The organism is Pseudomonas sp. Pme6b (assembly GCF_058129925.1).
Genome location: NZ_CM176704.1, coordinates 1,757,423 through 1,772,356, shown reverse-complemented (window position 1 = coordinate 1,772,356; position 14,934 = coordinate 1,757,423). Strand labels below are relative to the sequence as shown.

The window sequence follows — 14,934 nt, the reverse complement described above, 5'->3', positions numbered from 1 at the left end:
TAAATGAGTGCCCGGAATCTTTAGACCACTACACTACCGGGTACCTCATTGCACCTGCGCCGGGTTGTAATCGCTCTCCCCAATCGACTTGACCACCTGATCATAGGTCGCCTGATAGACCTCGGTGCCCAAGAAAAATTGTGATAGCGCTTGCCAGACTTTCAATCGGTTTGAGTCGACGGCGTTCATCAAACCTCTTGATCGGTAGCTGTCCAAAAGCCCTCCCCCGCATTACCCTTGATCAACTCGATGGGGCATCAGTGAGTGCGGTGATTATGAAAACCAGTGATGAAGCTAAAGCCCAAGCCAAGGTCTATGGCTTTAACAGTCTATTAGCGTAGAAATTATCTGGACGGGCTGACGGGAAAGACTTTGGTTCGGTTATCCTGGTCGAACCTGAGCGCTGCATACTCAGTCGCAGATGCCACAATCTGAATCGCCCCGGGTTTTGTAGACACCTCCATGCCTTAAACTGAGGCCAATCAGGAGGTGCCATGAGCAACCCACGTTATCCCGAAGAATTCAAAATCCAAGCGGTCAATCAAGTGACCGAAAAGAAGCATCATGAACCGCCCCGGGTTTCTCGGAGACTCCAACCTTTGAGAGGATGGAGCGATGAAAAAACTACCGAAGTATTCCCCAGAGGTCCGTGAGCGGGCCATCAGGATGGTTTTCGAACACCTTCCTGAGTACGAGTCGCAGTGGGCCACCATCAGTGCCATTGCCCCCAAGATCGGCTGCACGCCCGAGACATTACGGCTGTGGGTTCGCCAATCTGAGCGCAACAGCGGCCAGCGTGATGGGCTGAGCACAGTCGAACGTGAGCGAGTCAAGCTCTTGGAGCGTGAGAACCGTCAGTTGCGTCAAGCTAACGAGATCTTGCGTAAGGCCTCAGCCTATTTTGCCCAGGCGGAGCTCGACCGCCCATTCAAACGATGAAGACGTTTATTGATGAAAACCGCCAGTCTTACGGGGTCGAGCCGATTTGCAAGGTGTTGCCAATCGCCCCGTCGACGTACTACCGGTACGCTGCTCAGCAGGCTGACCCCAGCCAGCAGTCAGCGCGTGCGCAGCGTGACCAGGAACTGGGTGAGCACATCCAGCGAGTCTGGGATGAGCACTTTCAGGTATATGGCGTGCGCAAGGTCTGGCGACAATTGCTGCGTGACGGACTGCAAGTCGCCCGCTGTACGGTGCAACGTCTGATGGGAGAGCTGGGCCTGCAAGGCGTGGTACGCGGCAAGCCCGTCAAGACGACGGTCAGCGACCAAGCCAGGCCGTGCCCGCAGGATCATGTCAACCGTCAGTTTGTGGCTGAGTGCCCGAACGCCCTATGGGTATCGGACTTTACCTACGTCAGTACCTGGCAGGGTTTTGTTTACGTGGCCTTCATCATTGATGTCTTTGCCCGATTCATCGTCGGTTGGAAGGTGTCCAGTTCAGCGCGTACCGATTTTGTACTCGATGCACTGGAGCAAGCCCTTTACGCCCGTCGCCCAGTCAAGCAGGGTGGACTCATTCACCACAGTGACCGTGGCGTGCAGTACGTGTCCATTCGCTATACCGAGCGTCTTGTCGAAGCCGGTATTGAGCCATCGGTCGGGAGTGTCGGTGACTCTTACGACAATGCTTTGGCTGAGACCATCAATGGTCTTTACAAGGCTGAAGTGATTCATCGACGCTCTTGGCCCACACGGGGGGCGGTGGAGCTGGAAACCCTGAAATGGGTGGACTGGTTCAATCACCGCCGCCTGCTGGAGCCAATCGGTCATATTCCACCGGTCGAAGCAGAAGCAATCTATTATCAGCAACTCACCGAGTCTGCCCAGGTGGCATGACTCAAACAAAAGGGTCTCCGAGAAACCCGGGGCGGTTCATCAGGCGCTCGTTCGTACAGTGGGCACTCTGCGCCAAAACTTGAGTTTGCCTTTTTGCCACAGCCCGTCGAGCAGCATGCTGTGCACGGGACTACCCAACGCCGTGATGATATTTTCCAAAGCCTTCATAATCTGGGCTTAGCGAAGTTTAAGCAGGGCTATGAAGAATGGGATGACAGGTCGTTCACGGGTTTGAAGTAGGGAGAAACGTCCTGGCGTGTTTTCGACGACGGTCTCATCCTGTTGGAAACTGATGCAAGTGTGCCGGTGGAGGGGCGTACTGCTGGTCTCTATTTCGTTTCTCCGAACAGCCTGTCCAAGCTGATTATGTCCTGCTTCGAAATGGCCGCATTCAACAGTGGCTGGTATCGCATTACGTTGAAGAACTTAGAAATGGCGAAGATAGAAGAGCCACCAGCGACTGCCTCCAACAGCTATACAATGCCGATGCGTCGTGAAAAGTTTGTCAGCGAGTGACGACTTTTCATACCTGCCACACGTCCCATGGTGGAGCAATGGACACAGGAAAGCATCGTAAGAATGGCCAGAAGCTTGGCCTATTGATCTGTGTACCCCAAACACGCGCCTCGGTCACCATGAGCCGAGGGGATCCTGTTCAGCCTTCAATGTGCCATAGGCCCCCAACAGCGTTTCCGCATAACTCCAACTGCCGACAGTCATTAAGGTTACCTAGGGAATCTCCGAACAAGTCCCGGTTATGCGAAAATCGCCTGACCACCTGATCCGAGCCTCCCATGAGCCAGATGAGCTTTTCCGATTTCGAATATGCCAGCAAGCGCAAGCAGACACGCCGCGAACGCTTCCTCGCCGAGATGGATCAGGTCGTCCCCTGGACAGGTCTGCTGGGCCTGATCGAACCGTTCTACCCCAAGGCCGGCGGTGGCAGAAAACCTTATCCGCTGGAAACCATGCTGCGCATTCACCTGCTGCAGAACTGGTTCTCCCTGAGTGATCCGGCCATGGAAGAAGCGCTCTACGAAATCACCCCCATGCGCCAGTTTGCACGCCTGACGTTGAGTGCGCCGATACCGGAAGACACCACGATCATGAACTTCCGGCACCTGCTGGAGAAACATCAACTGGCTCCTGCAATCCTCGCGGTCATCAACGGTTATTTGCAGGAAAAAGGCCTGTCGCTGCGCCAGGGCACCATCGTCGATGCCACCATTATTCATGCCCCAAGCTCGACCAAGAACAAAGACGGCGAGCGTGATCCCGAGATGCATCAGACAAAGAAGGGTAACCAGTATTTCTTCGGTATGAAGGCCCACATCGGCGCTGACGTTGAGTCTGGACTGGTTCATCACGTCCATGGCACTGCGGCCAATGTGGCCGATGTCACTCAAGTCGCCGAACTGCTCCACGGGGAAGAAAACGCGGTCTATGCGGACGCTGGCTACACCGGTGTCGAGAAGCGTGAAGAGCACGAAAATCGTAACGTGATCTGGCAAATCGCGGCGCGGCGCAGCACGTATTCCAAGCTGAACAAACGCAGCCTGTTGTACAAAGCCAAGCGCAAGATCGAGTACTGCAAAGCGCAGACACGCGCCAAGGTCGAGCATCCGTTTCGGGTCATCAAGCGCCAGTTTGGTTACGTGAAAGTACGCTTTCGTGGGCTGATGAAAAACACGGCCCAACTGACCACGCTGTTCGCCCTGTCGAACCTGTGGATGGCTCGAAAGCGACTAATGGGTTTGGGTGAGTTGCGCGCTTAACACGGAAAACCGAGCGAAAAACGCGCTCGACTCACACTGCATCAGACCGTTTTCAGAAAAATAGCGCTATGTGCCTGGCAAATTACGGCTTGCCACCGCTGCGCGGCAAGTTGATCGGAGCATCCCTAGTGGTCCGCATTGACGCCATCTGGCTCTCCACCGAACCGATGGATACGCGTGCAGGTATGTCGAACGCGCTGGCTAGGTTGCCGACGTAGCGGCCAGTGAGATTGGCCAATTGCTATCGCATCGTCAGCGGATGCCTGCCTGAGTCACGTATGACTTTCGTGAGCGCTTAGCGCTAATGTCTTCTGGTCCCATAATCTCGGATCCAGCCTCAAAACGAGAACGCTATCGGCCAAGCACGCTCGCGAACCAGTTGCAGTCCTGAAACTGGGCAGTAAACTCAAGCAATTCCCGGTTGATCTGGTCCACTGTTCCAACTATCCCGCTCTCAGCCAATGAATAAGCATCCTCGAAATAGCCGCACAGGCTAAGAGCGTCAGGAAAGTCGTAATTCGATCGAAACCAGGATTGGTACATTCCCTCTGCTAAGACCTTTCCAAAATCAGGATCTACAAGTAGTTTTTCATGTGCCTTGGCGAGCACATAGGGCAACACCTCTGCGCGGCTCAAGGAGGGAGTCCCGACTCGAAGTAACTGATTTGCGGTGTCGTACCGATTCGAGTCACTCATCAGCGCGAGCTCTATCAGTTCATAGGTAGGATTTTCCCGTGCAGTGATCTGATCGTCCGCCCATTGCACAATGTCCGAAACCTCAAGAAGACGTAGCTCTAACGCTTCTCTTAGGTAAGAGATCTGGTCATCAACACTAGGGCTATGAATGTTGCTTGCCATGCGTTCTTTCCGACTTTCCTATAAATAACTGTATTCTAATTCAGTAGGAAAACATTGTCGTCTGCTCTCGAAAAAACGAAGGTAATGGAAACTCTAGAAATCGTGCCAATTGTAAGTTGCAGGGGGCGTCAGCGCTGCTCGGGGCTGATCCGGCGACAGAGCCGTTTCCTACAGAAAATCAGGCAGATAGGCGCAGATAATGCGCCGCTGAGCACCTAAGATGGATTCACAACCAATAGGAGCTGGATCATGAGCGTTCGAAGTTCTCCAATCGTGTCGGAATTTGAAACTGAGAAACAGGTCACCCGCTATGACAAGTGGTTTCGTACGCAGGTCCAAGCCTCAATCAACGATCCAACGCCCAATATTCCACACGATCAGGTCATGGCCGAGATGCATGTCTTTCTAGAGTCGAAGCAGACCCCGCCAGATGCTGGCTGAGTGGCTGTCGGCAGCGCGAATTAACCTGTAGCAAATCCTTTCCTACATTGCAGACAGAAACGTACGAGTAGCCAGCGAGCCGGGAATGGTAAAAGCAGTAGCCACTTCAGCTCTACTCCCTTACTTATAAAGCTATAAGCGAGTGCCTGGAAGCAGCTCTATCCGTCGATTTTCCGTAAATCCCTGGCGAACAGGAATAGGTTGTGCATCTCGAGCTTCATGGCCGCCGAGTTTGAAGACCTTCCTGATCAAGTGTCCAAGGAAGTGAAGGCGTTCGCAGACGTGAACATAAAGTGGCTTGCGGACGTTCTCGCTGACAGCAAATGGGGTGACACTAAAAGTTGTGAACGACGTGCTCGTGCGATCTAAACAGCCGTAGCAGGCGCTCAGCTCATCGCTAGAACGCGAGAGGATATCCAGCTGTTTGACGATTTGATTTTAAGCTATCAGGAAGCAGGATTGATTCCCGCTTGAGGATGAGGAGTAACGACTGCTCTTTGCTATTAAGCCGCGAGAGTAGTCAACACCTCTACAACCGCCCCAGTTAGGGGGCAAGCTATAACTCGCAAATTAGTGACTTCGCTTCCCGCGCAATATCACTACCCCGCAAACCAAATCCGCTGAGAACATCGCCAGGTAGAAATGTCCGATGATCAAATAATGTCGCAATTCTAAAGCCTACCGCGCTCATCCCTTCGAGCCGTCATCCCGTGCGTCGCTTGCAATACCTATGTGAACAGGGTTTCAGAAATAATAAGCCAGCCCATTATCCCCACACAAACCAACGCCATTTCCTACAAACAATTAAGGCCTGAAGGTGCAGACAATAAACACTCTAGCGCCTAAGATAAATTCATCCACACTGGATACGATCAAATATTTACTAAAATACGCACACCTTTAACAACGAAACAATAAGCAACAAAACCACTGCCACACACCAAACAGAAACATGCAACCAACTGGCGTACCTGACAACAAACACGCGCTGTGCAACTGCGTCAAATATCCGCACTAACGGCCATATAAACACATCAAGAATTAAATTCTCAATTAAAGGAATATCATGAAAAAAGTATTAATCAGCGCCGCAATTGCTACCTGCCTGCTGGGCATGTCCATGACCTCTCAAGCGGCGGAAAACTGCCCTGCCGTCGAGAAGATCGAGCAGGTCTCACCCGGTGTTTACCGGGCGAGCGGTAATGACGGCGAGTGGACCGGCGTGATGCAAGGCGTTGTGAAAAAGAAAATGCCTGCGCAGTCCTTTGACTTGGCCCTTATTATTCAAGAGGGCCCAGACACGCCTCAGATGCTGCAATACTGTACCTACAACATCGGTGGGCGCGAAGCGCTGGACATGCGCTTCATCGCTAATAAAAATAAGACTTTCACCGTAAAAACTGCAAGCGGTGCCTGGAAGAAAGAAAATGGGCCTTTTGGCCTTGTTTATAACGTGTGTGAGAAAACATCACCTGAAAACTGCAAGTTCACTGTCGTTCAGTAACACAAGATAACCCTGTCGTTCTTCAGCGGGCCTGCAATGGCTCGCTGAAGAGCAACTCACGTCAGATCATGCAAATCCTTGCCCAGTGCATGCATCACCTCGAAATGAGAGAACACCACTTCCAGCCCTCCCCGCTCCGGACTGCAGCACATCGGGCCTACTGCATAAACATCACTCGCTGGAAATGGCGCAAGGCGCAGCAGCGGCCAGCGCAGCGCGTCGCTGGAGTGCTGAATACGCATAACGCCATTGGCGACAGTGACTCGCAGCCAGAGGCCGGATGATGACCCATCAAAAGCACCCGTCGCCCAATCCGATTGCCCGCAGGTTAGAACGCTGCCCAGCATCAGGGCTCCGTCGCTGACTTCAACGCCGGTTTTGACCCAGTTGCGCTCGTCAATGCGGACCATCAAGCCCGCCTGATCGTAAAGCGTCTTGAAATCACCCTGCACATGCACTTGCGCAGTGAAATCACCTGTCACCGAAACACCCAGAAAATGACCAGTGTCGCGGCAAAAGCCATAGTGCGTCTGTTGCCAGAAATCGGTTTGCGGATCTGTGGTGACTGTCAGACGCCCTTCCGCCACGTTCCAGTGCCGGGGCTCGTTCAGCCAGATGCCTTTGTCGAACATGTTGCCTCCTGTGTGAGATTGTCGAGGGTGATGAAGGCGTTACCGGGTGGCGTGACCTCATCTAACCCATGCAGATGGGCACCCTCCAATAATAAACATCAACCGACAAGACGATATCTGAACACAACCTAAAAACTCACACATCGCAGCCGCCGCAAAAAATGCCGTTTCCTACACTTCAACCCCACACCCTTGCCACCCTACCCTCACCACGCGAACCTCCCCGCCGTTCGCTGCCAAATCAGCGGCCGGATTTGACGATCCGCTCTATCCAGGTGTGTCAGCGCCCCACCCACTGCATCAAGCCAGACTTGAGGCACGTGCTATGGCGGCTGTGCGTCGGAGACCCTCGGGTCTGCCGGTTTCCTGGATACCGGTTCGTCAACCTTCGCACAGCTGCCACCCATTCGTTTGACGACGTCTTGTGGCAGTCTCATATCCAGGAGCTGCACCCATGCTCACCGTCACCCCCTGTGCGCCACGCACACCCCACTTCGAAGCCACCCTCTTCCTCCGTCACAGCCGCATGCTGCGCGCCATTTTTACCGACGCCCAGGCATGGTTTTGCCTGGCCGACCTTGCCCGTCTGATGGGCAAGGCGTTGGACGAGCGCGCCACGCTCAAGCTTGATGCCGATCAGCGTCGCGAGGTCTGATTGCAGGCCAATGGCGAATGCCAGCGGCAGCTGATGATCAGCGAATCCGGCGTGCTGGCGTTGCTGGTTCATCATTACGTGCCGGAAAACCGCGCGCTGCGTCAGTAGCTGACGCATGAGGTGCTAACGGTGCTGCATGATCAGCAGAGCGTGACGCTGGATAACCCCAGAATGAGCCAGTTGCAGTGGCCGGGCACCTCGCTGAGCGTGCTGCACTGGCGCAGTGAAACCTGGATTCGCTTGCGAGATATGCCGACTGTGGTGAGCGAAGCAAAACCCCAGCCGAAGCGGGCAATATGGCACAGGGTCTTGAGGCGGATTAACCGCATACGTTCTGCGGCCTGACACCGGACAAACAGCGTTGACACCCCGCCCGCCAAAAAACATGATGCATCCACCCTCAAAAACCGGAACGCACTCATGGGCGACAAGAAAAAGCTGTTGCTGACTGGCGCAAGCCGGGGGATCGGTCATGCCACGGTCAAGCATTTCAATGCCGCAGGCTGGGAAGTTTTCACGGCGTCCAGGCAGAACTGGGTGGATGACTGTCCGTGGACTGAAGGTCTGCTCAATCATATCCATCTGGACTTGGAAGATATCGATAGCGTCAGCGCGAGCATGGCGGCGATCAAGGACAAGCTCGGCGGGCGTCTGGATGCGCTGGTGAACAATGCGGGGGTTTCGCCGAAGACGGCGGAAGGCGGTCGCATGGGCGTTCTGGAGTCTGATTACAGCACCTGGATCAAGGTGTTCAATGTCAACCTGTTCTCCACGGCGCTACTGGCTCGCGGGCTGTTTGACGAGTTGAAAGCGGCCAAGGGCAGCATCATCAATGTCACCTCGATTGCCGGCTCGAAGGTTCACCCTTTTGCCGGGGTCGCCTATGCCACGTCCAAGGCGGCACTGTCGGCGCTGACCCGGGAAATGGCCTTCGATTTCGGCCCGCACGGGATACGGGTCAATGCCATCGCACCGGGCGAGATCGATACGTCGATCCTGTCACCCGGCACGGCGGAAATTGTCGAGCGGCTGGTGCCGATGCACCGGCTGGGCAAGCCCGAGGAAGTCGCTTCGCTGATCTACTTCCTGTGTACGGCTGGCGCGTCCTACGTGAACGGTGCGGAGATTCACGTCAACGGCGGCCAGCACGTCTGACTCAACGTGTGCCGGAAACGCTCTCCGGCACGCGCCGCACGCCCAGGCGACTGATCCACACCGACGCCACAATCACCCCGCCGCCGATCAGCAGGCGGGTGAAGTCCTCATGCTGGTTCCAGATCAGCAGATTGATCAACAGCCCCAGCGGCAAATGCAGGTTATTCATGACTGCCAGTGTGCCGCCATTGACCATGCACGCGCCTTTATTCCACCAGTACATGCCCAGCGCCGTCGAACACAGGCCGAGGAATAGCAGTACGATCCACTGGGTCGGCGCTTCGGGCAGGTGTTGCGGGTTGCCGAACATCAGGAACGCGGGCAATACCACCGCCAGTGCACCCAGGTAGAAATAACCGAAACGTCGGTAATGCGGCAGATCGCTGGGGTGCCGCGCCACCAGATGTTTGTACAGCACTTGCCCGGCGGCGTAGGTGAAGTTGGCCAGTTGCAGTAGCAGGAAACCGCCGAGGAAGTCGCCGTCCAGACCGTCGTAACGAATCACACCCGCACCCAGCACAGCGACCATCGCCGCGAGCAAGGCCCAAGGGTTGAAGCGCCGGTTCAGCGCGTCTTCGATCAGCGTCACGTGCAGTGGCGTGAGGATGGTAAACAGCAACACTTCGGGCACGGTCAGCCCCCTGAAACTCAGGTACAGACAGACATACGTGACGCCGAATTGCAGCGCGCCGATCAGCAGCATGCCACGCATGAAGCGGGGTTCAACCTGACGCCAGCGGGTCAGCGGGATGAATACCAGACCGGCGAGCACCACGCGGATCAGCACCGCGAAATAGCTGTCGACGTGCCCGGCCAGATAGACACCGATCAGGCTGAACGAAAACGCCTGAATCAGTGTGACGATAAGTAGATAACCCATGCCTGCCCCCATTTTTGAAGGGCGCGACCATAGCGGCTGCGTCACTCACTGTCCACTCGAAGGCCGCCGCTTTTTGACGCCAACCCGTCGCCGCGCCCCGCGTTACCCGTCACAAATATGACAGTCGTATGTTTGACGCACATGTCGTCGGTTTCGGCGAAAATATAGCCTATATCACGCAACTTTTCCTTAATGGAGGGTCTTACTCCGGGGCGCTGCAATATTGACTTCATCACCTAAAATCCTCGTCGCCCGGAGTAACACCATGATATTCAACACAAAAGACTTTGGTGCAGTGGGCGACGGCGTCACGGACGATACAGCAGCCATTCAGGCCACTATTGATGCAGCTGCAGCGGCTGGCGGTGGAGAAGTTGTGCTGGCAGCCGGGACCTACATTGTGTCCGGTGGCGAGGAGCCTTCCGACGGCTGCCTGATGCTCAAAAGCAACGTGACCCTATCGGGCGCGGGCATGGGCGAGACAGTCATCAAGCTGGCGGATGGCTCGGACACCAAGGTCACCGGCATCGTGCGTTCCGCCTACGGCGAAGAAACCCACGACTTCGGCATGAAGAACCTGACGCTGGACGGTAACCGGGACGCCACCACCGGCAAGGTGGACGGCTGGTTCAACGGCTACATTCCAGGTTCTGACGGCAAGGATTCGAACGTTACGCTCGACAGCGTCGAGATCAAGGACTGCTCGGGCTACGGCTTCGACCCGCACGAGCAGACCGTCAACATGGTGATCAAAAACAGCGTATCCCATGGTAACGGCCTGGACGGCTTCGTGGCCGATTACCTGAGCGACAGCGTGTTTGAAAACAACGTTGCGTACGACAACGATCGTCACGGCTTCAACGTGGTCACCAGCACCCACGACTTCACCCTGAGCAACAACGTTGCCTATGGCAATGGCAGCACCGGCATCGTGGTGCAGCGCGGCAGTGAAAACATCCCCTCGCCTGCCAATATCACCATCACCGGCGGCGCGGTCTATGGCAACGGTGCTGAAGGCGTGCTGATCAAGCTGTCCAGTCAGGTCTCTGTCAGTGGCCTGGACATTCACGACAACGGCAGTGCCGGTGTGCGCATCTACGGCAGTTCCGGGGTGGATGTGTTTGATAACACCCTGAGCAACAACTCCCTCGGCGCCCCGGTGCCGGAGATTATCATCCAGTCTTACGACGACACTTCAGGCGTTTCCGGCAAGTATTTCAACGGCAGCGACAACCTGATCCGCGGCAACGTGATTACCGGCAGCGACAACTCCACCTACGGCGTTGCCGAGCGCAACGAAGATGGCACCGATCGCAACAGCATCGTGGGCAACACCATCAGCCACACCAGCAAAGGCCTGACGCTGGTTTATGGTGACGGCAGCTTTGCCGGTGATTCTTTTCCGCTGGTCACCGTGCAGGGTACCGACGCCAACGATGCGATCACCGGTGGCGCAGCCAATGAAATGATTCTCGGTCTGGCTGGCAAGGACACGCTCAACGGCGCTGCGGGCGACGATATTCTGGTCGGCGGTGCGGGAGCCGACAAGCTCACCGGTGGCGCGGGTGCCGACACGTTTCGCTTCGATCAGTTGACCGACAGCTACCGTACAGCGACCACCAGTTCCACCGATCTGGTCACCGACTTCGATATCAGCCAGGACCGCATCGACCTGAGCAACCTGGGCTTCACCGGGCTGGGCAGCGGCAAGGGCGGCACGCTGAACATCAGCTACAACGCCACGCTGGACCGCACTTACGTCAAATCACTCGACGCCGATGCCAGCGGCAACCGATTCGAGCTGGGCCTGAGCGGCAACCTGAAAGACACGCTCAATGCCAGCCATTTCATCTTCCAGCGGGTCATCGAAGGCACTGCGGGCGGCGATACCCTGACCGGCACCGACGGCAACGACGTGATGAACGGCAACGCCGGTACAGACCGCATCAATGGCGGTGCCGGTGCAGATCTCATCAATGGCGGGGCTGATGCCGATATTCTGACCGGTGGCGCGGGCGCGGACCTGTTCATCTACAACTCGCGCCTGGACAGCTACCGCAATTACAACGCCAGCGGCACCAAGCAGAGCGACACGATCACCGACTTCAACCCTGCCGAAGACCGCATCGATCTGTCCAGCATCGGCCTGCGCGGCCTGGGCGATGGCAGCGCCAACACCATTTACCTGTCCGTCAATGCCGACGGCAGCAAGACCTACATCAAGACCAATGCGGTCGACACCACCGGCAATCGCTTCGAGATTGCACTGGAAGGCAACCTGCTCGACAAACTGAGCGCGTCCAACTTCATCTTCTCTACAGCCTCAGCCGCCAATCAGGCCCCGGTACTTAATACACCGCTGATGGATCAGAACGTTACCGAGTTGAAGGCGTTTTCCTACGCGATACAACCGGGCAGTTTCAGTGATCCGGACAGCAACACGCTGACCTACAGCGCGACCCTGACCGATAACAGCGCCCTGCCCGACTGGTTGAAGTTCGACAGCAAGACCCTGACCTTCAGCGGCACGCCGGGCGGCACGGCATCCGGGCTTTATTCGGTATTGCTGACCGCGAGCGACGCCACCGGCGCTTCGGTGGCCGACAGTTTTGCCATCAATGTGGGCAACGTGACGCCGGGGACCCTCACCGGCACCGAAAATGCGGAAGCGCTGTATGGCACCGAAGGTGACGACACCATTCTCGGGCTGGGTGGCGACGATACGCTGCGTGGCGATACCGGTGCCGACATCATCAACGGTGGCGCTGGCCGCGACGCATTGTACGGTGGAGACGGTGCCGACACGTTCGTCTACAGCACACTCACCGACAGCTACCGCGATTACGATGCTGGCGGGCTGACGGCCACCGACACAATCTATGACTTCACCCCCGGCCAGGACAAAATAGACGTCTCTGCTCTGGGTTTCCTGGGGCTGGGCAACGGTGAAGATCACACCTTGTACATGACCCTCAACGAAGCCGGCGACAAGACCTATGTCAAATCCGCCACGCCGGATGCCGACGGCAATCGCTTCGAAATCGCCCTGAGCGGCAACCTGATCGACACCCTGACCGATGCGGACTTCGTGTTCGGCCAGCGCGAGGCTCAGGAGATTCTCTATCTGCCGATGCTTGGCCAGTCCAACGCACGCCTGCTGCGCATGACCGAAGACGACAATCAGTCCGGCACCTCGGAAATGGTCAAGGACCTGGCCCGTTACACCGATTATGACGTGCGCAGCCAGTTCACCGACGCCAACGGTGATGGCATCGACCTTGCGCAGCACCGTGGTCGGCTATTCGACCGGCACGCAGGAAGAACAGCGTGTTTCGTGGTGGCTGGTGGATACCGATCAGCCAGGCCCTGCGCTGCTGCGTGCAACCGAACTGCTCAAGTCGCAACTGACGTCACTAACGGCTATCGACAAAGTGACCACCGGGATTATCTGGGGTCAGGGTGAAGAAGCCGCGCAGGAAATAGCCCGCGCCACGGACAAGCAGGCTGCAGCCGACCTGTACAAAGCCTCGACCCTGAAGGTGTTCGATTACCTGCACGCGCAGATAGGCGACTTCACCGTGTACATGGCCGAAACCGGCCACTATCAGACCGAGGCGGCCAAGGCACGTGGCTACACCGAAGAAAAGATCAACGCTATTGTCGAGGGTGCCGGATACGTCAGAAACGCTCAGGAAGCCATCGCCAATGAGCGTGCCGACGTCAAGCTGGCAGTTGACTACACCGACCTGCCGTTGCGTTACGAGGTCAACCCGCTGGTCTACCCCGATGACGTCTGGCACCTGCACGAAGAGTCCGCCGAAATCGTCGGTCAGCGCCTGGCCGACTTCATTGCCGATGACCTGGGTTTTCGTGGCGATGCCAGCGACAACAACGACCCGACCGCCATTTTCGAGAGTGGCCAGAATGAAGGCGGCAACATCTTCGGCACCAGTGACGACGACACATTGGTGGGCAGCGCCGGCAATGACGTGCTGGATGGCGATCAGGGCGCAGATGACATGACCGGCGGGGACGGCAACGACATCTATGTAGTCGATAACGCACTCGATACCGTCACCGAGAGCAATGATTCGCCATCGCAGGTTGATACCGTGGTGTCTTCCGTCAGTTGGCAGTTGGGGGCGAACGTGGAAAACCTGCTGCTTACCGGCGTATCTGCCATCAACGGCACCGGCAATGCGCTGAAAAACGTCATCACCGGCAATGCCAGCAACAATGTTCTCGACGGCGCAGCGGGTGCCGACCTGCTGACCGGCGGCGACGGATCGGACAGTTATTACGTTGACGATGCAGCCGACCGAGTGGTCGAGACCAACGCAGATCAGCAGGTAGGCGGCATCGACACGGTGCTCAGTTCGCTGGCCAGCTACACGCTGGGGGCCAACCTGGAAAACATCGTCATCACCGGCACAGGGGCGGCGAACGCAACCGGCAATACCCTTGATAACCTGATCTACGCAGGCGCTGGCGACAACGTCATGGACGGTCGTGACGGCAATGACACGGTGTCTTATCTGTTTGCCACGGCAGGCGTTACGGTTGCGCTGAACACCAGCGCTCAACAGGCCACCGGCGGCTCCGGGTTGGACACGCTCAAGGGTACAGAGAACCTGACTGGCAGCCAGTTTGCCGACACGTTGACCGGCAACAAAAACGCCAACGTCCTGAACGGCGGCAGTGGCAATGACACCTTGTCCGGCGGCGCGGGTGAAGACGTACTGATCGGCGGGTCAGGCGCTGATACGCTGATTGGCGGCACCGGTGCAGACCGTTACGTGTTCAACAACAGCAACGAGACAGGCCTGGGCGGCCTGCGCGACATCATAAACGGCTTCAAGGCAGCCGAAGGCGACAAGCTGGACTTCACAGGCTTCGATGCCCGACCCGATGCGTTCGTGTTCATTGGCAACGCGGCGTTCAGCGCCAACAACACCGGCGAGCTTCGCTTCGCCGATGGGGTGCTGTACGGCAATCTCGATGACAACATCGGGGCGGACTTTGAAATCCAGCTGACTGGCGTGCAGAGTCTGCAAGCGGCCGATATCATCGTCTGATTGTGCCCAGCGTATTGCACAAGTCCTGAAAGCCCGGAACAAGGAGCTTTCAGGCTTCTGCCCCAAGGACGTGGGAGCGAAGCGGCGACGCTTCGCCTGTTCGCGAAGACGGTATTTCAGC

The 14,934-nt window shown here is 56.6% G+C and carries 10 protein-coding genes, 3 pseudogenes and 1 other annotated feature; of the genes and pseudogenes, 9 read left to right on the top strand and 4 right to left on the bottom strand.

All coding sequences use genetic code 11. From position 1 onward, the window contains the following. Positions 1 to 45: 45 nt before the first annotated feature. Complete coding sequence (locus AC4ANE_RS08005; RefSeq protein WP_155489992.1) at positions 46 to 189, bottom strand: DUF7079 family protein; 144 nt, start codon at positions 187 to 189, stop codon at positions 46 to 48. Positions 190 to 615: 426 nt separating this feature from the next. On the opposite strand from AC4ANE_RS08005, the gene AC4ANE_RS08000 reads away from it, so the two are divergent. The 3 genes from AC4ANE_RS08000 (at position 616) to AC4ANE_RS07990 (ending at position 3,613) form a co-directional block, all read left to right on the top strand. Next, a protein-coding gene (locus tag AC4ANE_RS08000) for an IS3-like element IS51 family transposase (RefSeq protein ID WP_095178853.1) occupies positions 616 to 1,838 on the top strand; the annotation gives its coding sequence in 2 pieces (ribosomal slippage) (positions 616 to 901 and positions 901 to 1,838; 1,224 coding nt in all). Beyond that, positions 894 to 1,010, top strand: a sequence feature (AL1L pseudoknot). Its footprint overlaps the gene before it by 117 nt. Before the next feature lie 282 nt (positions 1,839 to 2,120). Beyond that, positions 2,121 to 2,354 carry a hypothetical protein gene (locus tag AC4ANE_RS07995; RefSeq protein WP_223227284.1) on the top strand — a complete coding sequence of 78 codons (234 nt, stop codon included), beginning with the start codon at positions 2,121 to 2,123 and terminating at the stop codon, positions 2,352 to 2,354. A 278-nt stretch (positions 2,355 to 2,632) separates the two neighbouring features. After that, complete coding sequence (locus tag AC4ANE_RS07990) at positions 2,633 to 3,613, top strand: IS5 family transposase (RefSeq protein ID WP_044424202.1); 981 nt, start codon at positions 2,633 to 2,635, stop codon at positions 3,611 to 3,613. 351 nt (positions 3,614 to 3,964) lie between these two features. Here the strand turns inward: AC4ANE_RS07990 and AC4ANE_RS07985 are convergent, their stop codons facing one another. Then, positions 3,965 to 4,471, bottom strand: coding sequence for a hypothetical protein (locus tag AC4ANE_RS07985; RefSeq protein ID WP_031598808.1), 507 nt, complete (start codon positions 4,469 to 4,471; stop codon positions 3,965 to 3,967). Between the two features lie 249 nt (positions 4,472 to 4,720). On the opposite strand from AC4ANE_RS07985, the gene relB reads away from it, so the two are divergent. From relB to AC4ANE_RS07970, 3 genes and pseudogenes are all read left to right on the top strand, one after another. Next, positions 4,721 to 4,912 carry a type II toxin-antitoxin system RelB family antitoxin gene (relB, locus tag AC4ANE_RS07980; RefSeq protein WP_031598806.1) on the top strand — a complete coding sequence of 64 codons (192 nt, stop codon included), beginning with the start codon at positions 4,721 to 4,723 and terminating at the stop codon, positions 4,910 to 4,912. A 153-nt stretch (positions 4,913 to 5,065) separates the two neighbouring features. Next, positions 5,066 to 5,386, top strand: a pseudogene (locus AC4ANE_RS07975) (TetR/AcrR family transcriptional regulator); the annotation flags it as partial. A 592-nt stretch (positions 5,387 to 5,978) separates the two neighbouring features. Then, complete coding sequence (locus AC4ANE_RS07970; protein ID WP_002554777.1) at positions 5,979 to 6,416, top strand: DUF3757 domain-containing protein; 438 nt, start codon at positions 5,979 to 5,981, stop codon at positions 6,414 to 6,416. A gap of 56 nt (positions 6,417 to 6,472) precedes the next feature. Here the strand turns inward: AC4ANE_RS07970 and AC4ANE_RS07965 are convergent, their stop codons facing one another. Continuing rightward, entirely contained in the window at positions 6,473 to 7,048 is a 576-nt protein-coding gene (locus AC4ANE_RS07965; protein WP_002554778.1) for a DUF1349 domain-containing protein, read from the bottom strand. Positions 7,049 to 7,502: 454 nt separating this feature from the next. Here AC4ANE_RS07965 and AC4ANE_RS07960 point away from each other — a divergent pair. Then, positions 7,503 to 8,048 (top strand): annotated as a pseudogene (locus AC4ANE_RS07960) (BRO-N domain-containing protein). Positions 8,049 to 8,123: 75 nt separating this feature from the next. Further along, positions 8,124 to 8,858: an SDR family NAD(P)-dependent oxidoreductase gene (locus AC4ANE_RS07955; RefSeq protein WP_002554781.1), complete on the top strand. Its 735-nt coding sequence runs from the start codon at positions 8,124 to 8,126 to the stop codon at positions 8,856 to 8,858. Between the two features lies 1 nt (position 8,859). On the opposite strand, the gene AC4ANE_RS07950 is transcribed toward AC4ANE_RS07955, so the two are convergent. Then, a complete protein-coding gene (locus AC4ANE_RS07950) occupies positions 8,860 to 9,738 on the bottom strand; it encodes a carboxylate/amino acid/amine transporter (RefSeq protein WP_002554782.1) in 879 nt (292 codons plus the stop codon). A gap of 265 nt (positions 9,739 to 10,003) precedes the next feature. On the opposite strand from AC4ANE_RS07950, the pseudogene AC4ANE_RS07945 reads away from it, so the two are divergent. Then, positions 10,004 to 14,813: pseudogene (locus AC4ANE_RS07945) on the top strand (M10 family metallopeptidase C-terminal domain-containing protein). Positions 14,814 to 14,934: the final 121 nt, after the last annotated feature.

Coding starts and splice junctions, on each gene's coding strand:
- AC4ANE_RS07955 (WP_002554781.1), top strand. CDS start 8,124: ATGGGCGACAAGAAAAAGCTGTTGCTGACTGGCGCAAGCCGGGGGATC.
- AC4ANE_RS07965 (WP_002554778.1), bottom strand. CDS start 7,048: ATGTTCGACAAAGGCATCTGGCTGAACGAGCCCCGGCACTGGAACGTG.
- AC4ANE_RS07950 (WP_002554782.1), bottom strand. CDS start 9,738: ATGGGTTATCTACTTATCGTCACACTGATTCAGGCGTTTTCGTTCAGC.
- AC4ANE_RS07970 (WP_002554777.1), top strand. CDS start 5,979: ATGAAAAAAGTATTAATCAGCGCCGCAATTGCTACCTGCCTGCTGGGC.
- AC4ANE_RS07990 (WP_044424202.1), top strand. CDS start 2,633: ATGAGCCAGATGAGCTTTTCCGATTTCGAATATGCCAGCAAGCGCAAG.
- relB (WP_031598806.1), top strand. CDS start 4,721: ATGAGCGTTCGAAGTTCTCCAATCGTGTCGGAATTTGAAACTGAGAAA.
- AC4ANE_RS07985 (WP_031598808.1), bottom strand. CDS start 4,471: ATGGCAAGCAACATTCATAGCCCTAGTGTTGATGACCAGATCTCTTAC.
- AC4ANE_RS08005 (WP_155489992.1), bottom strand. CDS start 189: ATGAACGCCGTCGACTCAAACCGATTGAAAGTCTGGCAAGCGCTATCA.